Annotated in this window: 17 protein-coding genes and 2 pseudogenes; 13 read left to right on the top strand and 6 right to left on the bottom strand. The window is 65.8% G+C overall.

Features of this window, described 5'->3' with window-relative positions:
- A pseudogene (locus tag A9X03_RS26590) lies at positions 1-210 on the bottom strand (SDR family NAD(P)-dependent oxidoreductase); the annotation flags it as partial.
- Here A9X03_RS26590 and A9X03_RS26585 point away from each other — a divergent pair.
- Positions 203-517, top strand: a pseudogene (locus tag A9X03_RS26585) (short-chain dehydrogenase); the annotation flags it as partial. The pseudogenes A9X03_RS26590 and A9X03_RS26585 overlap by 8 nt on opposite strands.
- A gap of 11 nt (positions 518-528) precedes the next feature.
- On the opposite strand, the gene A9X03_RS26580 reads toward A9X03_RS26585, so the two are convergent.
- Positions 529-1,356 carry an enoyl-CoA hydratase/isomerase family protein gene (locus A9X03_RS26580; RefSeq protein WP_068263822.1) on the bottom strand — a complete coding sequence of 276 codons (828 nt, stop codon included), beginning with the start codon at positions 1,354-1,356 and terminating at the stop codon, positions 529-531.
- A 52-nt stretch (positions 1,357-1,408) separates the two neighbouring features.
- Between A9X03_RS26580 and A9X03_RS26575 the strand changes: the two genes are divergently transcribed.
- From A9X03_RS26575 to A9X03_RS26520, 12 genes are all read left to right on the top strand, one after another.
- Positions 1,409-2,659 (top strand): hypothetical protein, encoded by a 1,251-nt coding sequence (locus A9X03_RS26575; protein ID WP_067785700.1) that lies wholly within the window; start codon positions 1,409-1,411, stop codon positions 2,657-2,659.
- Positions 2,660-2,663: 4 nt separating this feature from the next.
- Entirely contained in the window at positions 2,664-3,470 is an 807-nt protein-coding gene (locus A9X03_RS26570) for an enoyl-CoA hydratase/isomerase family protein (protein WP_067753749.1), read from the top strand.
- A 6-nt stretch (positions 3,471-3,476) separates the two neighbouring features.
- Positions 3,477-4,724, top strand: a complete 1,248-nt coding sequence (locus tag A9X03_RS26565) for an acyl-CoA dehydrogenase family protein (protein ID WP_082950324.1) — start codon at positions 3,477-3,479, stop codon at positions 4,722-4,724.
- The gene (locus tag A9X03_RS26560) at positions 4,721-5,536 is read left to right on the top strand and encodes an enoyl-CoA hydratase/isomerase family protein (protein ID WP_068263820.1); all 816 of its coding nucleotides are present in this window, start codon (positions 4,721-4,723) and stop codon (positions 5,534-5,536) included. Before A9X03_RS26565 ends, A9X03_RS26560 begins: the two co-directional genes overlap by 4 nt.
- Positions 5,533-6,333 carry an enoyl-CoA hydratase/isomerase family protein gene (locus A9X03_RS26555; protein ID WP_067889032.1) on the top strand — a complete coding sequence of 267 codons (801 nt, stop codon included), beginning with the start codon at positions 5,533-5,535 and terminating at the stop codon, positions 6,331-6,333. Before A9X03_RS26560 ends, A9X03_RS26555 begins: the two co-directional genes overlap by 4 nt.
- Positions 6,330-7,781, top strand: a complete 1,452-nt coding sequence (locus A9X03_RS26550) for a class I adenylate-forming enzyme family protein (RefSeq protein ID WP_067889029.1) — start codon at positions 6,330-6,332, stop codon at positions 7,779-7,781. Before A9X03_RS26555 ends, A9X03_RS26550 begins: the two co-directional genes overlap by 4 nt.
- 498 nt (positions 7,782-8,279) lie before the next feature.
- The gene (locus A9X03_RS26545; protein ID WP_067785688.1) at positions 8,280-8,939 is read left to right on the top strand and encodes a hypothetical protein; all 660 of its coding nucleotides are present in this window, start codon (positions 8,280-8,282) and stop codon (positions 8,937-8,939) included.
- 96 nt (positions 8,940-9,035) lie between these two features.
- Positions 9,036-9,398 (top strand): hypothetical protein, encoded by a 363-nt coding sequence (locus tag A9X03_RS26540; RefSeq protein ID WP_231968996.1) that lies wholly within the window; start codon positions 9,036-9,038, stop codon positions 9,396-9,398.
- A 10-nt stretch (positions 9,399-9,408) separates the two neighbouring features.
- Positions 9,409-10,014, top strand: a complete 606-nt coding sequence (locus tag A9X03_RS26535) for an SDR family oxidoreductase (RefSeq protein WP_067785682.1) — start codon at positions 9,409-9,411, stop codon at positions 10,012-10,014.
- Positions 10,011-10,769 (top strand): SDR family NAD(P)-dependent oxidoreductase, encoded by a 759-nt coding sequence (locus A9X03_RS26530; RefSeq protein WP_067785679.1) that lies wholly within the window; start codon positions 10,011-10,013, stop codon positions 10,767-10,769. Before A9X03_RS26535 ends, A9X03_RS26530 begins: the two co-directional genes overlap by 4 nt.
- Before the next feature lie 6 nt (positions 10,770-10,775).
- Positions 10,776-11,663, top strand: coding sequence for a TIGR03619 family F420-dependent LLM class oxidoreductase (locus tag A9X03_RS26525; protein ID WP_067785676.1), 888 nt, complete (start codon positions 10,776-10,778; stop codon positions 11,661-11,663).
- A gap of 208 nt (positions 11,664-11,871) precedes the next feature.
- Positions 11,872-13,050, top strand: coding sequence for an amidohydrolase family protein (locus A9X03_RS26520; protein WP_067785706.1), 1,179 nt, complete (start codon positions 11,872-11,874; stop codon positions 13,048-13,050).
- Positions 13,051-13,221: 171 nt separating this feature from the next.
- Here A9X03_RS26520 and A9X03_RS26515 read toward each other — a convergent pair whose 3' ends face one another.
- Genes A9X03_RS26515 through A9X03_RS26500 form a run of 4 tightly spaced genes read right to left on the bottom strand, consistent with a single transcriptional unit; the run spans position 13,222 to position 18,137 of the window.
- On the bottom strand, positions 13,222-14,778 hold the full coding sequence (locus tag A9X03_RS26515) for a class I adenylate-forming enzyme family protein (RefSeq protein ID WP_068263818.1): 1,557 nt from the start codon (positions 14,776-14,778) through the stop codon (positions 13,222-13,224).
- Entirely contained in the window at positions 14,775-15,977 is a 1,203-nt protein-coding gene (locus tag A9X03_RS26510) for an acyl-CoA dehydrogenase family protein (protein WP_068263813.1), read from the bottom strand. The genes A9X03_RS26515 and A9X03_RS26510 overlap by 4 nt, the downstream gene beginning before the upstream one ends.
- A complete protein-coding gene (locus A9X03_RS26505; RefSeq protein WP_068263808.1) occupies positions 15,974-16,933 on the bottom strand; it encodes an acyl-CoA dehydrogenase family protein in 960 nt (319 codons plus the stop codon). The genes A9X03_RS26510 and A9X03_RS26505 overlap by 4 nt, the downstream gene beginning before the upstream one ends.
- 7 nt (positions 16,934-16,940) lie before the next feature.
- Positions 16,941-18,137, bottom strand: a complete 1,197-nt coding sequence (locus tag A9X03_RS26500) for an amidohydrolase family protein (RefSeq protein WP_067761268.1) — start codon at positions 18,135-18,137, stop codon at positions 16,941-16,943.
- Between the last annotated feature and the right edge of the window lie 15 nt (positions 18,138-18,152).

The following is an 18,152-nucleotide window of genomic DNA, read 5'->3' as shown; positions in this document are numbered from 1 at the left end:
TTCCCCCATGATGTTCTCGGTCATCCGCGTCCGTGCGATGGGGGCGACGGCGTTGATGGCGATGCCGTTGCGGGCACCTTCGATGGCGAGAACGTGCATCATGCCGATGAGGCCCATCTTGGCCGCGCCGTAGTTGGCTTGACCGAAGTTCCCGAAAAGTCCGGTGCCGGAAGTGGTCTGAACGATCCGTCCGTAATTCTGTGCCCGCAACGGCATCGCCATCAACGCCGTCGCCCCCATCGCACGGACGCGGATGACCGAGAACATCATGGGGGAAGCCGGTCAGGCCATGCACCCCGAGCTCGTCACCCCTGTGGTGGTCTACCTGTGCCATCCGACGTGCGACCGAACCGCGCACATCTACTCGGTCGGCGCCGGGAAGGTGTCACGGGTGTTCATCGGCGTCACCAAGGGAATCGAGGACACGTCTTTGACCGCCGAGTCGGTGGCGTCGTCGATCGACGACATCGACGACAGCGCCACGTTCACCATCCGGGGCGGACCCACCGCCGCCTAGCAGACAGCCGGTCAGCGACCGAGAAACTTGGGCTCACGACGTTCCGCGAACGAGGCGAGGCCCTCTTGGAGGTCGGCGGTGTGCGACACCACCTCCTGCGCCCAGGCCTCCTGCTCTAATGCGCGGTGTCGATCCGACTCCGACGACACCGACAACAACCGTTTCGTCAGCGCCAGCATCACGGTAGGGCCCGCGGCCAGCCGTACCGCGAGCTCCTCGGCGGCCGCCCGGGTGTCTTCGGGTGCGGTCACGCGATTGACCAGCCCGAGCTTCTCGCAGGTGGCAGCGTCGACCGGCTCGCCGAGCATCAAGAGTTCAGTGGCCTTGCGCAACCCCACGATTCTCGTCAACAGGTGGATGGCCCCCGAATCGGGCAGGATCCCTCGGTGCACAAACGCCTCCACGAGCTTGGCCTGCGCCGACATCACCACCAGATCGGATGCCAGCACCAAGCTGGCGCCGGCGCCCGCCGCCGTACCGTTGACAGCGGCCACCACGGGTTTGTCGCAATCCAGTATCGAGGAAATCAATCGCTGCCAGCCTTGCTGAAGCATGCGGGCGATGTCACCGGGCCGCTTCTCCGCGATGGGTTTCGAACGCGGGTCAGCGCTTGCCGCCTGGGACGGCAAGCCGGCGCCGGTACAGAAATGCCGGTCACCCGTTGCGCTCAGCAGCACGGCACGCACGTCGGACCGATCATGAGCCAGGGCAAAAGCCTCGTTGAGCGCCTGACGCGCCAAGGGCGACAACGAATTTCCGACGTCTGCGCGGTCGATGGTGACTCTTAGTACCCCGTCATCGCCGACGGCCACCAGGATGCCCGATGCTTGTTCGCTCATATCCTCATCCCTGCGTTAACGGCGTTTCCGCTTTTCGGGTATCTTAATTTCCATGCCGGAAACCGGTCAGATTACCGACGAGGGGTTGGCCCGGTTGCGGGCCACCATCGGGATCGCGGTTCCGCACACTCAGCCGCCGCACTACTTCAGACCGAACGAAGACTGCTTCCGCCACGTAGCGGAGAGCTACGGCGACGCCAACCCGCTGTGGAGCGACGCGGAATACGCCGCCAAATCCGTATGGGGCGAGTCGATCGCGCCCCCCGCGCTCGTCGGGGGCGACACCTTGATAGGTGAGGACGAGGTGACCACGCTCTCCGACGAAGACCGCGCGCTGACCAAGGGTGACCCCTTGCGCGGCGTTCACGCCTTCTACGCGTCCTCGTCGCGTGAGTGGTGGGCGCCGCTGCGGGCCAATCATCGCGTCTTCCGGCGCAACGCTCTGGTCGCGGCCCTGGACAAGAGCAGTGAATTCGCCGATCGGGCCGTCCACGAGTGGTCGGCACAGGTGTTCCGAGACGATGAAGACGTCATCTTGGGTGCGCAGTACCGCAACATGATCCGCACCGAACGCAGCAAGGCGCGCGGCCGCAAGAAGTACGAGGCCGTCGAACTGAAGTCGTGGACGCCGGACGAGATCGCGGAATTGGACGAGAGATACGCGCGCGAAGCCCCGCGTGGCGCCGAACCGCGATCCTGGGAGGACGTCGACGAGGGTGACGACATCGGCACCCTGACCAAGGGCCCGTTGACGGTCACCGACATGGTCTGCTGGCATGTCGGCATGGGGACCGGCATGTACGGGGTGCGGCCCCTGCGACTGGCATGGCGCAATCGGCAGCGCATCCCCCGTTTCTACACGCCCAACGAATACGGTGTGCCGGATGCGCAGCAGCGCGTGCACTGGGAACCGGAGGCAGCCCGCAATGCGGGTAACCCCACCACCTTCGACTACGGCCGGATGCGCGAGACGTGGCTTATCCACCTGTGCACCGACTGGATGGGTGACGATGGCTGGCTGTGGAAGCTCGCCTGCGAATTCCGGCTCTTCAACTACGTCGGCGATCTGCACACCGTCACCGGGACGGTGGTCCGCAAGTACCTCGCCGAGGACGATCGTCCGGCCGTCGATCTCGAGTTGGCGGCGACGAATCATCGTGGCCAGATCACGGCGCCGGGCACGGCCACGATTCTGCTCCCCAGCCGCGAACACGGACCCGTCCGACTACCCGATCCCCCTGGGCGGGCGACCAATCTCGCGGACCTGCTCACCGCCGTGGCCGCACGATTCGCCGAAACCTGAGCCCATGACTTACGACAGTGTGCCCGGTCTCGCGGCGGAACAACGCGGTGCGGTCTTGCAATTGAGGTTGGACCGCGAGGATCGCCGCAACGCAGTCAACGACGTCATGCTCGACGCGATGATCGCGCATTTCGCCGCCGCGGGTGTCGACGAATCCGTCCGCGTCATCAGGATCGACGCTGCGGGACCCGACTTCTGCGCCGGGTCCGACCTCATCGCCAACAACGCCCGCTCCGAGCGAAAGCCCAGGGTGGGTAGCACGCAGCGCCGGCTGCCCAACAAAGCGAACCGGTTGATCCCGTTGATGCTCGAGACTCAGGTGCCCATCGTGTCCGTAGTGCGGGGCTGGGCCGCCGGGCTCGGATTCCACATCGCACTCGCATCCGACTTCTGTGTCGCCGCCGAGGATGCGCGGTTCTGGGAACCTTTCATGGCCCGCGGTTTCACCCCCGACAGCGGCGCGGCCTGGCTGCTGCCGCGGCTGATCGGCCTGGTCCGCACCCGGCAACTGCTGATGCTGGGCAAGGAGATCACCGGAACCACCGCCGCCGAGTGGAACATCATCCACGCCGCCGCCCCGGTCGACGAATTGGACACCGTGGCAAGCGAACTGACTGCCGGCCTTGGCGATGCGCCCACGGTGGCGCTGGGCCTCACCAAGTGGCTGCTGCACAGCGGCAACGGGCTCGACCTGGACCGTCATCTGCAGAACGAGGCGATGGCGCTCGAACTATCCAGCCGCAGTGAAGATTTCAAAGAAGGATTGGCGGCCTTCCGCGACCGACGCGAAGCAAAGTTCCAAGGGCGCTAGAAGAACGTGACGCCCCTGCCGATCACCGAGGCCACCAGTGCCGCCGACGCCGTCGCGGCGGTCGAACAATGGGTCGACGCCGAGGTGCCGGCATCCTGGCGTATGGCCGCCGCGCAGAGTCCCGTCGCCCTGCGCGCGGTGCGGAGCCCCGCGGATTACCGGCAGTGGTATCCGGTTTTCGCCGAGTCCGGTCTTGTGGTGCCGACCTGGGCGCGCGAATACGGCGGCCTGGGTATCGGCAACGAGGTGGCCCGGGCGATCGATAGGGTGCTGCTTCCACTGCGGCTGTCCCGGCTGAACCCGTTGGGGCTCAACAACGCTGCTGCGGCGTTGTTCAGCCACGGTACGGAAGAGCAGCGGTTGCGCTTCCTGCCGCCGATCGTGCGCAACGAGGAGAAGTGGTGTCAGCTCTTCAGTGAGCCCGGCGCGGGGTCGGACCTTGCCTCGTTGGCGACACGGGCCGTCCGGGACGCGGATGGCTGGCTGATCTCGGGCCAAAAGGTCTGGACCACCTGGGCCGACGAGGCTGACTTCGCGATCCTGCTCGCACGAACCGATCCGGACGCACCCAAGCACAAGGGCATCACCTACTTCCTGCTCGATATGCGTCAGGCCGGCGTCGAGGTACGACCACTGCGTCAGATCACCGGCGAGGCGGAGTTCAACGAAGTCTTCATCGACGATGCCCGGGTCCCCGACGCGCACCGGGTGGGCGAGGTCAATGACGGATGGCGCGTCAGCGCATCGACGCTGTCCAGTGAGCGGCAGATGGTTTCGGGTTCCGGGTCGGGAGGCATGGGCCGCCTCGGCGGCTCCGGCGCCGACCGGCTGATCGCCGTCGCGCGGGAGACGGGCCGATGGGACGACCCGGTCGTCCGTAACAAGATCATGCGGTTGTGGGCCCAGGAGCAGATCCGTGGCTGGACCAATGACCGTGTCCGGGCGGCACTGTCGGCCGGCCAATCGCCCGGGGCCGCGTCCTCGATCGGTAAGGTGCACCAGGCCACGCTGAACCAGCAAATTCAGGACCTCATGGTCGACCTGCTGGGTACGGACGCGGTCGCCTGGCCCGCCACCGACGAGCCGGACGCACTGCCCCGGGATGTCCATGGAATGCTGCGCAGCCTCGCCAACGGCACCGAGGGCGGCACCACCGACATCAACAAGAACATCCTCGGCGAGCGCGTGCTCGGGCTTCCCAAGGAACCGGACCCCTGGAAGGGCAAACCCTGGAAGGACATTCCGCGCTCGTGAGCACCTACCAGCGGTTGGTCGTGGAGAAGTCTGAGGGTATCGGCTGGCTGATCCTGAACCGGCCGGACGCGGGCAACGCCTTCGACGCGTTGATGCTCGACGAACTCGAGACCGCCTGGGCCGAACTCGATGCCGATCCCGGTGTCCGGGTGATCGTCAACGCGGCCAACGGCACAGCCTTCTGCACGGGGATGGACGTGGTGCAGGTGGCGCGCGACAAAGCGGCGATGCGCCGCCACTCGCGTCGAACTCGGGACGCGGAGCTGAAGATTTCGTCCTGGCATTGCGGGGTATGGAAGCCGGTGATCGCGGCCGTGAACGGGGTTTGCGCGGGCGGTGGCCTGCACCTGGTGGCCGACGCCGACATCGTCATCGCGGCCGAACAGGCCTCCTTCGTCGACCCGCACGTGTCGCTCGGCCAGGCCGTCGCCTATGAGGCGATCACCCTGCTTCGCAAGTCTCCGATGGAGGCAATCACCCGGATGGCGTTGAGCGGCAGGGGCGAACGCATCTCGGCGAAACGCGCCTACGAGTTGGGCATCTTGTCCGAGGTGGTAGCCGCCGATCGGCTTCGCGCCGCGGCGCTTCGGCTCGCCACCGCGATCGCCGGAAATTCGCCGACCGCGTTGCGCGCCACCAAGAAGGCGCTGTGGCACTCCCTGGAAGTCGGGATGACGCAGGCCCGCCGGGATGCCTCCGATGAGATCTGGCGGCTGCGCAATCACCCCGACCACGGCGAGGGCGCCAGGGCGTGGCGCGAGAAGCGCACACCACGGTGGCAAGCACCGTCCGGCGCTGTGGAGGCTTCATGACGTATCAGAGGCTGGTCGTCGAGCGGCGCGGGCCGGTTGGCTGGATCATCAACAACCGCCCCGACCGGCTCAACGCGTATGACGTTGTGATGCGTGAGGAATTCCCGAAAGCGTGGTCGGAACTGAATGCCGACCCAGACGTCCGCGTCATCGTGCACACCGGCAACGGGCGAGCGTTCCAGGTGGGGGCCGACGTCGAGGAGCTCGACGGCGAGGCCGTGCTGCAGTTTCAGGAGACCATGCGCACGCTGGACCTCAAGCTGACGGCGTGGCACTGCAACGTCGAGAAGCCGGTCATCACGGCTGTCAACGGGGTATGCGCCGGTGGCGGGTTGCACTGGGTGGCCGACGCCGACATCGTCATCGCGTCATCGGACGCGAGCTTCGTCGACCCGCACGTCTCGATCGGCCAGGTCAGCGCTTTGGAAACCATCGCGCTGATGCGCAGGATGCCGGCCGAGGCGGTGTTGCGGATGGCGTTGGTGGGCAGCCACGAACGGCTCAGCGCCCATCGTGCGTACCAGCTCGGCATGATCAGCCAGGTCGTGGATCCGCCCGAAAAGCTGCGCGAGGTCGCCCAGGAGCTGGCCGAGAAGATCGCCAGAAACTCGCCCGCGGCGATGCGTGCCACCAAGCGTGCACTGTGGGGCGCACTCGAATACGGCCTGACCGATGCGTGCCGCGCCGGCGCCAAGCACCTGACGTCGATGTGGGGGCACCCCGACCAGAACGAGGGCCCCCTTGCCTTCGCGGACAAGCGAACTCCGAATTGGGCTCCGTTGGAGGCCGATTCGTGAGCCTGGTGGATCTGCTTGACGGCCTGCCGGATGTCGCCGTGCACTTGGTCGATGGCGAGGTGTCGCGCGACGAGCTGGTGGCCAGTTCCGACCAACTCGGCGCGCTCCTCGCGGCAATCGGATTGGCGAGGGGACAGGTTGTCGCCGCCATGCTGCCCAACGACGCAACCACCATCGCCGCGCTGTTCGGCACGTGGCGCGCCGGTGGGGTGTACACACCGTTGAACCCCAGGGCGGCCGACGCCGAGATAGCGGCCCAGCTGACGACGTTGCGGCCCGTCGCCGTCGTCACGACACCCGAACTGGCGCCGAGATTCTCGACGTTCGAAATCCCCGTCGTCACCGGTGACGCGTTGGCGTGGGCAACGGCGGCAAGGCGCGACTTGCCCGCGCACGCGCGGTCCTACGACGACGATGTGGCACTGTTGCAGTTCACCTCCGGCACCACGGGCCCGCCGAAGCCGGTGCCCCTTCGGCACACCACGGTGCTCGACCTGATCGACCGACTGTTGGCGAAACTTCGTGGGAAGAAAGCTATTACCGACGCACCGAAGCGTCCGCCGATGCCGAACCTCGTGCCGTTGTCGTTGTCGTTGTGGGCGGGTATCTATCAGGTGCTGTTCGCGTTCCGGGCGGGTTCGGGCGTGGTGCTGATGGAGCGATTTTCCCCGTCGGACTTCGCCGCGCTGGTTCGGCGGCACCAGCTGCGTTCCACGGTGCTGCCGCCCGCGGCGCTCACCATGGTGTTGCACGACGACTCGGTCACGGACCTGTCGCCGCTGAAGATCGTGCGATCGATCACCGCTCCCCTGTCGCCTGTGCAAGCGGCCCGATTCAGGGACAAGTTCGGCGTGATCGTGCTGAACTCCTACGGCCAGACCGAACTCGGTGGCGAGGTGGTGGGGTGGTCGGCCGCCGACGCCCGCGAGTGGGGAGAGACCAAACTCGGATCGGTGGGGCGGCCTCTGCCCGGCATCGACGTCAGGATTGCCGATGACGAGGTGCTGGTGCGCACGCCGACGACAGCGGCGCGCAACATCGATCCGGCCTTCCTCGACCGGCTCACCGATGACGGCTGGTTTCACACCGGCGACTTGGGCTGGTTCGACGACGACGGGTTCCTCTGGCTCGACGGCCGGGTGTCCGACATGATCAACCGTGGCGGCCTCAAGGTCTTCCCGGGCACCGTCGAAGACGTCATTCTCGCCGCAGGCGGCGTGCGGGAAGCCGCCGTCGTTGGCATCCCCGACGAGCGGCTCGGCGAGGTGCCCTGGGCATTCGTCGTGCGACGTGATCACGGCGTGACAGAAGACAGCCTCGCCGCGTGGTGCCGGGATCGATTGACGCCGTACCGCGTACCCGTGCGATTCGTGTTCGTCGACCGGCTGCCGCGCAACGACGTCGGCAAGGTGGTCAAGCGCGAGCTCGCCGCCATGGCCGACGCGTGAAGGCTCGGACTCAGCAATTGTCGAAGCCCGGGAGCTTGGCCAACCCTGAATGCGATAATGCCAATTCTCGCAATTGATAATGATGCTATCATCGCGGGGAAATATGGATTTCCAAACGCGTTGCGGAGACGGGAGCAACGGATGTGATCGAAGAATTGGTGCGGATGGTGATTACGTGGGGGGTGATGTGCGCATTGGTTGCCTTCTTCTACTGGATGTTGTCCAACATCGGGACTTTCTGACCGCAGCGAACGGCCCTGAGTGGAGTCGCCTCGGGCCGGCTATCAATTTCCTAAGGAGGAGTCAGCGCGGTGGACGAACAGGATCGCCGGCGTAGGCGCGGCCTCATCGTTTTCCAAATCTGGATATACGGCCTCCTGCTGACGATGTTTCTCATCCAGCTCTCCATGTTGCTGACAAGAGATTGGTAGGCCCATGCGATTGCCCTCTGCGATAACGCGCCGCGGGAACGGTGCATCCTCATTCGCGTCAGCGACTTTGGACGAACACGAACGCCGGAGCCGGCGGGCTCAACGACAGGCGGATCTCTGGCTCATAGCCGGCACGGCACTGATGGGCACGCTCGTGCTCGGCGTCCTCGGGCTCCCCCTGTTCGTGCGTGGCCTGTACCTGTTGCGCAATGCGCAACGCGAGGGCCTGTCGGTGCGTCCACTCATGGTCACGCTCATCGGTTACGTGATCATCCTGGACGCGGCCCTGAACAGCATCGGTTGGGCACTCGACCTGTTCGCCAATCACGCCCTGATAACCCGCACCGTGTTCACCGCTTGGGGGAACCTGATGGACGGGGGCTACTTCTGGCACTACAACGAGCTCTGGATCGGAGGTGCCGGTGCGCCCGGGGAGAAGGCGTGGGTTCTCGTGTGCGTGCTCATCGCCTTTCCGATGCGGATGGCCGCAGCGATCGGCTTCCTGCAGATGAAGCGCTGGGGCCACCAGTGGATGATCGTCACTTGCTGGTTCGGTGTGGTGGTCTGGACCGGCTACATCTTCAACATGACGTTGTATGCCGATGTGCGGTACGCGGCGGTAGGCCTGCCGGTGCTGGCCTGGTGGGCCTACAACATCTTTTACATCACGCCGTTCCTCGCAATCCCTTACCTGCACACCGTGAACCGGGAAATCTTCTCCGACTGACCGATCCTGGGAAGGACTATCGTGTCTGAATCAACTGTGGACGCAGTCGCGCCGGCCGAGCCGCTACCGCCGGGCACGACGTCGGCTTGGGCGCGGATGCACACGTGGCTCAAACGGGGGCTGTTCGTCTGCCTGTTCGGGTTGGTGATCGAGGGGTCGCTCACCGTGCCGGTGATGGCAGTCTGGTACGGGTGGCCCACGCTGTCCCTCACCCAAATCTGCAGCGAATTGCTGAAGGTGCGCTACTCCGATGACTCGCTCGAATGCAGGCAGCCCTATCCCCTCGGGGGCCCGCCGTTCGGCGGTGCTCCGGAGGCCGCCGGCCAACACACCGCGAAAGACGACTGGGGGGTCCAACCCCACCCGCGGTACAACCGGATCGGCTTCCGCGAACTGGTGAAGATCCACGACGAGCGAATCGCACGGCAAGCGAAGGCGTCGGCGATTCCAAAACCGTAGGGCGGCGCACATGACAACTCCGCACGTCATAGGGCGCAGCGATGCCATCTCGTGGGCGATCGCAGCAAGTCTCAAGTCGGTCGTCCACAACCTCGACGAACCGACTCAGCCGAACACGGACCACGTAGTCATAGTGATCGGCGTCGATCCGGCCCTCGAGCCGACGCCCGTCAGCACGTTGAGTCCGCCGGACTGGGGCCGATTCGCCGAACAACCGATGCGACACGCGCTCGCCGCTTTGCAACGGTCATACTCCTCGATGCGCGACAAAGGTGGAGGACGAATCGTGCTGGTGCTGCCATCGATCGGGATGACGGGAGCGCCGTATCTCGTCCCGTACGCCACCGCGCTCGAGGGAATCCGTGCGATGGCCAAATCCGCCGCTCGCCAATGGGCTTCTCAAAACCTGATCGTCAACATGGTTGCCGCCCCGCTTCGTCTTTTCGCGCCGCGGCTGAGCGCGTCAGCCAGCCATGTGACCGCGGCAGCGCTTCAGGACGATGACTCGCTCATCGAAACGATCGTCGAGACGACACGATTCCTACTCAAGCCCGAGGTCACGGGTCTGGTCGGCGAAACCGTCATCGTCGACGGCGGAGCCGTGATGCTCCCATGACGATCAACGATTACACGGTGCTGGTCACTGGAGCCGGCGGCGGTGTCGGGCACGGCATCGCGCGTGCCCTCGCGGTCGACGGCGCGCACGTCTTCGTCGCCACCCGATCGGAAAGTGGGCGGGCGGTTGCAGCGGAACTCAGCGAGGCCGGTTGTCGGGCAAGCTGGGTCCGCTGCGACGTCACCGTAGCCGAGTCGGTCATCGGCGCCGTCGAGGCCGCGGTGATGACGACCGGGCGCCTGGATGCGCTGGTACACAATGCCACAAGCAACGCATCCAGCCAGCCGCACCGACTCGAGGACGTCGGTGAGTCGCTGTGGCGCGACCACATCAGCGTGTCGGTGACCGGCGCCTATCACTGTGCGAGCGCAGCCTTCCAAGCGCTGCGTGAACGGGCAGGGACGTTCCTGGTGATGACCTCACCCGCCGGGATCGAAGGCAGCGCCACACTGCCGCTCTATGCCACGGTGAAGGGCGCACTGCGGGGCTTCGCCAAAAGCCTGGCCCGCGAATGGGGCGCCTACGGCATCACGGTCAATGTGATATCGCCGCTTGCATATTCACCGGCGATGACGGCGGCGATCGAAGCCGAACCCGCGATGGAGGAGCGGCTGGCGCGGCGGATCCCGCTGGGCCGCATCGGCGATCCGCAGAGCGACGTCGGTGCGGCGGTCACTTTCCTCGTGGGCCCCAAGGCCAGGTATCTCACCGGACAGACGATAGGGGTCGACGGCGGCCACTTCACCAACCTCTAAGCCGTCGTGGAAATCGGTCTTGTTCTTCCGCACAGCGGCCCGAACGCGTCACCGTCGTTCATCCGCGACTTCGCGCAGACCGCCGAGGGTTGCGGAGTCGACCGGCTCTGGGCGGTCGACCATCTCGTTTTGCCCCGTCACAGCGATTCGCTGTATCCGCTGGGCCGCAGGCCCACGCCAGTCGCCGACGGCTGGCTCGCCGACAATCTCGCCCCCAACTTTGAACTCATGACGACGCTCAGTTGGGTTGCCGGGTTGACGAGCACGATTGGGCTCGGATCATCGGTCGCCGTACTGCCGCTTCGCAATCCGATCGGCAACGCAAGACAACTCGCTTCGCTCGACGCGTTCTCGGGCGGCCGGCTCGTGTACGGCGTCGGAGTCGGGTGGCTGAAGGAAGAGGCGACAGCGATGGGCATGCCATGGGACAACCGTGGCGCCCGCAGCGAGGAACACATCCGGTTGTTGCGCACCCTATGGTGTGCGGACGATCCCTACGTCGAATTCCATGGGAAATTCTACGATTTCGCACCGATGGATCCCCGGCCGCACCCCGCACGACGACCCATTCCGATCCTGGTGGGCGGGCACTCTGACACCGCGCTCGACCGAGCGGCGCGTGTCGGCGACGGGTGGATTTCCGCGCCGACGTCCGTTGGACGGCTGGCCGGGCTCGTCGCGTCTCTGAACCGGTTAGCCGACGCGCGCGGCAGATCGTCGGCGAGCTTATACAAGGTCGCATCCACCGCTTATTCCGGCGCCCGATCATTGGCCGAGTCATGCGATGCCTACCGCCGACTGGGCATCGATCATGTTCAGGTCCTTCTATCGGCCGACGAGCCGCACCGCATCATCGACCGGATGCCGGAGGTCGCTGATGCGGCGAACCAGTGAATCGGGCCGGACGGCCCTCCAGCCCTTGACGCGCGGTGCGACCTTGCCGTTCGCGACGGTTTCGGACAGTATTAGGGCGAGAACGTCTACTCTCGGTTTGTGATAGTGGCGTTGCCGGTTGCCATCCGCGCCGTTGGCCATGCATATGGCGGACAAATCTGCGAGCAGGCTTTCGGCGATCTCGACTGCTTCGTGGAAAGGAATGACGATGACCGAACCCCGTGCGTTCGAGGTGTGGGATGCGGACAATCACATGTACGAGACGATCGACGCCTACACGCGCTATCTGCCGGAGAAATACTCCGAAGCATTGAAGTTCGTCGACGTCAATGGCCGCAAGAAGCTCCAGATCCTCGGCGTTATCACCGAGACGATACCCAACCCCACCTACGAGGTGATTCCCACTCCCGGCGCATGGGCCGACTACTACCGCGGGATCAACCCGGAGGGAAAGACGCTGCGCGAGCTCGCCGAGCCCATCCGCTGTCCAGACGAGTTCCGGCGCCCCGACCTGCGCCTGGCGTTGATGGACCGCCAGGGCGTTGATGGCGCGCTGATGTTTCCCACCACGGCGGGCATGCTCGAGGAACGGACCAAGTGCGACACCGAGCTCACCCACGCGGTAACCCACGCCTTCAACCGCTGGCTGCTCGAGGACTGGACGTTCAACGTCAAGGACCGCATCTTCCCCGTCCCGGCGATCTCACTCAACGATCCGTCGAAGGGCGTTGCGGAACTCGAATGGTGCCTGGAAAACGGGGCGAAGACGGTGCTGATCCGGCCGGCGCCGGTGCCCAGGGAGGACGGAACCTCGCGTTCACCCGCGTTGCCCGAGTTCGACCGCTTCTGGAGATTGGTCGAGTCGTCGGGCATCTCGGTCCAGATGCACAACTCCGACGCCGGCTACGACCGCTACCTCTCCGACTGGGAGGGCGGCAACGAGTTCCAGGGTTTCCAGCTGACGAAGTTCCGCGGCTTCATCTACGAGGAGAGCCGCCACATCTTCGATACGCTCGCGGCCTTCATCGCCCATGGGGTGTTCGAGCGCTTCCCCGGCCTACGCATCGGTGTGGTCGAGAACGGCGGTTCGTGGGCTCAGCGCCTGATGGACGTTTTCGATCGGGTGTACCGCAAGAAGCCGCGCGAATTCAGTGAGCACCCGTGTGATGTCTTCCGAAGGCACGTGTGGGTGAACCCGTTTCACGAGGAGGACATGTCGCACCTCATCGACATCCTCGGTGAGAAGCGGGTGATGTTCGGCTCGGACTACCCGCATCCCGAGGGATTGGCCGCGCCCGCGGACTTCGTCAATGAGCTCGAAAACCTCCCCGCCGCAACCACAGCACGAGTGATGGGCGGCAATCTGAAGGAGCTGATCGGCATCTAGCCGAGTCCGGCGGCGAATCGCCTCAGGTACGGCCAGGAGATGTTGAACATCTCCCCGCGTCGGCATAAGTATCTTCACCGACAAGACCGATCCTTATGGCATTCGCGGTGCTGCGTGTCTCGGGCAGGAGATCGCCTTGCCCGGGAATCGGATCGGGGTTGTCACGAACGCTCACCGGTCCCCGAACCGGTTCCGGAGTTCATTCTTGAGCACCTTGCCGGTGAGATTGCGAGGCAGCGCATCGACGATCTCGAGCCGTTCGGGCGACTTGTGCCTGCTCAGCCCCCGGGCTTGGCAATGTTCGGAAACCGAAGAGAGCGTGACCGCCGCACCCCGGCGGGCGACGACGACGGCACACACCCGTTCGCCGGTCCGCTCATCGGGTACGCCGATGACCGCGACGTCGGCGATCGCAGGGTGGCTCGCCAGGACGCCCTCGATCTCGAGGGCCGAGATGTTCTCCGCGTTGCGGATGATCGCGTCCTTGATGCGCCCCGTGACGACGACATTGCCCTGTTGGTCGATGCGTCCCAGATCGCCGGTGCGAAACCACCCGCCGGCGTCGAATGCCTGGGCATCTAATGACGCATCGACGTAGCCGAGGAAGCATTGCGGGCCCTTGAGCCGCAGCTCCCCCTCCTCCCCGGGCTCGACCGGCCGCTCGGATTCGTCGACGACTCGCACTGAGACGCCCGGCACGGGTTTGCCGACGGTGTGGTCCAGCAGCTCCGGAGGGCCGTTCGGTGCTTGGGAGGTGGCGACCGGAAATTCGGTCAGTCCCCAGGAATTGGCCACACCGTCGACCGAGAAGGTCTGCCGCACTTGATGTCCCAACTCCGCGGTGATGGGCGCACCACCGCCGACACAGCCACGCAGATCGGGATATAGCGGTTCGGCGCCGTGTTTTGCCTGCGCCGCCATGAAGGCGACGAAGAACGGGGTGGCGCTGCCCAGCAGAGTCGGCCGGTGCGCAGCGATGGCGAAGGGGGTCTCCATGGGATCGAAGGTGTCGAACAGCACCAGTCGCATGCCGGTATGGAGGGCGGCAGCGAGCATGGCGGCTCCCCCGATGTGCGACACCGGAAAGGCGATCGGGTTGACGTCGCTACTGGAGGCGCCGACGATGGCGACGACGCCTGCCGAGCCGGCGATGACCGAGCGGTCGCAGTGCCGCGCGCCTTTCGGGGCCGCCGTTGTGCCCGACGAATAGTAGATCCAGCGCGGCTCCTCGCCCGATTGTGGCGGCGCAGGCAGCGCCGCCGGATCACCGGCGGGTAGCCGAAGTGCGCCGGTGATGGGCTCGTCGTGGTCGATGACCACGACAGTCATGGGTTGGTGATCACCGATCCGCTGGGCGAGCGCGATGTGGTCGAAATTGCGCCACACCCCGGGAACGATGAGGACGTCGGTCGCGAGCTGCGTTGTCACAAAACGTAATTCGCTCTCCCGCCAGATCGGCAGTACCGGGTTTTGGACCGCCCCGAGGCGCGCCAGCGCCACCATGACGACCATCGTCTCCAGCGTCGTCGGCAGCTGCCACGACACCACCGTTCCCGCGCCGATTCCGCGTTGCGCCAACGCCGCCGCGCATGTCAGCGCGGATTCGTACAGCTGCCCGCACGACAGGGCCCGACCGTAGTCGTCGACGAGGACCACCCGATCGGGATGCGCCCGCGCCGCCGTTTCGACCAGGGACCAATAGGTCTGCGCCGCCGGGTATGCGGTCATCGGCTCGGCAAATGCAGTCGCCGCTTGGCCAGGATGTTGCGCATCATTTCCGAGCTGCCACCGGATATCGTGTAGGCCCGGGACCACAGCCAGCATTCACGCAGGCGTTGTTTGGCGCGATCCACATCGGGGTCCGCAGCCCCCGCGGCAATCGCCGACGCGGCCAGCTCGGCGCCATAGGCCGCGACACGGTGATACGTTTCGGCGAAGCTCAACTTCGCGATCGAGCCGTCGCCCGGTCGTTCCTCACCCGACGTCAGCCGCTCCACATGGTCGTCGATGAACGCCTTGGCCACCTCGGCCTCGACGGCCAACTCGGCGACCTGCTGGCGGATGTCGGTGGAGTCCAGTGCGGGCTCGCCGTCGATGAGCGCGTTCCGGGCCACGGTGACCAAATCGTCGATCAAGAGTTCGAGCAAGATGACGTTGCCGCCGATGCCGAATCGTTCAAAGTCCAAGCCGGCCATGATGATCGACCAGCCCTGGCCCACCTCGCCGATCAGGCTCTCCGGACCGAGCTCGACCCCGCTGAGGAAGACCTCATTGACCTCGATCGCATCGCCGATCGTGCGGATCGGACGAACCTCGACACCCTCCGCCGAGAGCGGCACGGTGAAGACGGACAGGCCGTGGTGGCGCGAGGATGTCGGGTCGGTGCGGATCAGGGCGAGGCCCATGTCGGCCCAGTGTCCGTCGGTGATCCAGGTCTTCTGGCCGTCGACCACCCAACCGCCGTCGGGTTGCCGCACCCCGCGGCTGCGCACCGCGGCGATGTCGCTACCCGCATCGGGTTCGCTGAGCAGTTGGCACCAGACGTGCTCGCTGCGCCGGATGGGTGGCAGTAGCCGCTGCTTCTGCTCGTCGGATCCGAAGTGCAAGAGCACGTGTGCCGCCAGGTTCACCTGGTCCACCGGGCGTGGCGCGCGGGCGCGCAGGATCTCCTCGCTGACGATGCGGTCGTGCAGTGGGTGGTGATCGTCGCGACCGCCGTGTTCGACCGGCCAATCCGCGCCCACGAGGCCCGCCTCGAACAGGCCGGCGAACCACGCGCGCAGCAGGGCTTCTTGCGCGGGGGTCTGCGGCGCACGGTGGCCTTCGCGGGCTTCGATCGGCGGCGCGTGTTCGGCGATGTGTGCCCTGACCCGCTCTCTGAAGTCGGCCAGCTGCGCATCGGTGGGACGGCTCCAAACCACGCTCACCAACCCGACACCTCCGCCACCAGCGCCCGGCTCGAACGCGCCGTGCCGATCAGGTGGCCGTTGGTGAAGACCCGACGCAGCTCGTAATGCAGCGGATACTCCCACGTGAAACCGATGCCGCCCGAAAGTTGCATGCACTCGTCGACGGCGGCGGCGGCCTTCGCCGCGACGAACGCGTGCGCTGCCGCCGTCAGCAAGGTCGCCCTCTCCTCACCCGCAGCGAGTGCCCGCGCCGCCCTCATGACGACGGCGCGCGCTTTGACCTCGAAGACCAGCAGCTCGACCAGCCGGTGCTGAATCGCCTGAAAGCTCGCGATCGGGGCCCCGAATGCAATGCGCTCCTTGAGGTATGCCGTCAGCCGCTCGAGGGTCATCGACACGGCGCCCACCGAATCGGCGGCGACCAGCAGTCGGGCCACGGCGGCCAACTGGTCGGCCCGTTCGACAGATCCGATCACGTCGCCGGGTGCGGCCTTCGCGTCGAAACGCCATACGGTTCGGGTGACGTCCAGCAGGTCGGGGTCCAACTCGAACTGGTCGCGATCCAAATCGCGCAGCAGGTGAATTCCGTTGCTTCCCAGGAGTATGACGATGTCGGCCTGGTCGCCGCGGATGATCCGTGCGGGCTCGCCGACGATCGCGACGCCGGCCGTCGCGGTCCCGGCGAGCAGGCCGGGCAGCAACTGTTGCCTGGGGTACCCGGGCGCGGAGGCGAACGCCGCGGCACCGATCGTGGTTCCCAACCACGCCGACCCGTCCTGCGCTCGACCAAGCTCCTCCGCCACGACGCAGGCCTCGACCGGACGCCACCCGGTGCCCCCCAGCACCTCATCCACGAGCAGGCCGGTCCAGTCCATTTCGGCAAGGTCCTTGACCGATCCCCGCTCGCCGCGTTCGGCCAGGAACTCCCGCGCCGACGCTCTCAACAGGTCGAGGTCGACGTCCTCGTCCGCCATCGCGCCGTTAGCTGCGGGCGAGCAGCTGGTCGGCGTTGTCGCGCATGATCCGTCGCTTGGTGGCGTCGTCGAGCGGGTCGAGCAACTTGGCGAACTCGGCCGGCACGGCCAGCCCTTCGGCGTGCGGGTAATCCGAGCCCATGACCAGGCAGTCGTCGTATCCCAGGCTCGCGACGATCGCCGGGATGTCGTCCTCGGGGTACGGCACGACCCGAACATGACGGCGGAAGATCGCCGACGGTCGCTCCGTGAGCTTCCCGCCGATCCATGGTCCGTTGCGGCCCATGCCGCGGCTCTTGTCCATGTGCCGGACGAAGAACGGCACCCATTCCGCGCCGTGCTCGGCGACGAGGACATTCAGACCCGGAAAGCGGCCGAAGAGATTGTCGAAGATGAGGGCTGACAACGTCTCCTCGATCGGCCGCTGCCCGTAGATGTTCATCCACTGCCACGCGGACATGTGCCAGGAGGCCGGGTCGGGGTCCTGGCCCCACGCGGGCGAAATCGCATTGAAGTACCAGAACGGCATGATGTGGAACACCAGGACGCAGCCGGCCTCCTGCAGGCGCGCGTAAATGGGATCGAAGTACGGGTCGCCCGGTGACCGGCCGTAGGCCGGCCCCGTCGGCAGCAGCACGAACTTCGCTCCCTGCGCGATGATCGCCTCGGTCTCCGCGATCGCGGAATCCAAGTCGCGCAACGACATCAGCGCCGTCGCATAGATCCTGTCGTCGTAGTTGAAGCCCCACTCTTCGTCGAACCATCGGTTGAACGAGCGCAGATTCGCATACAGTGCCGCAGTGTCGTCGACGTAGTGTTCCGCCGCCAGCGCCATACCGCTGGGATAGATGACCATCCGCTCGATGTTCTGGTCCGCCATGACGGCCAGCCGGGCGGCACGCTCGACGAATTCCGGTTGCATGGGTTGCGGCTCGTAAGACTCCTCGGGGTTGCCCGATCCCATTTGCCTGAGCATCTCCTTGAGCGAGCCTGGCCGGTAGGCGACATCCAGGCCCAAACCGCCCTCGCTGTTGAAGGTCGCGACGCGATGGCCGGCCAGGATCACCTCGACGCCGTCGGCCCCGCGTACGGTGGTGATCGCCCGGTCTCGGAACTTTTCGGGCAGATAGCGGGTGAACGCATCCCGCGTCTCGTAGCAGTGCGTATCGCAGTCGAAGATGCCGTAATCGAGTTTCGTGGTCACCGCGTCGGTCTCCTT

The sequence above is a fragment of the Mycobacterium sp. E1715 genome (genome assembly GCF_001667625.1).
Taxonomy (GTDB): domain Bacteria; phylum Actinomycetota; class Actinomycetes; order Mycobacteriales; family Mycobacteriaceae; genus Mycobacterium.
This window is presented reverse-complemented; position numbering and strand designations above follow the sequence as displayed.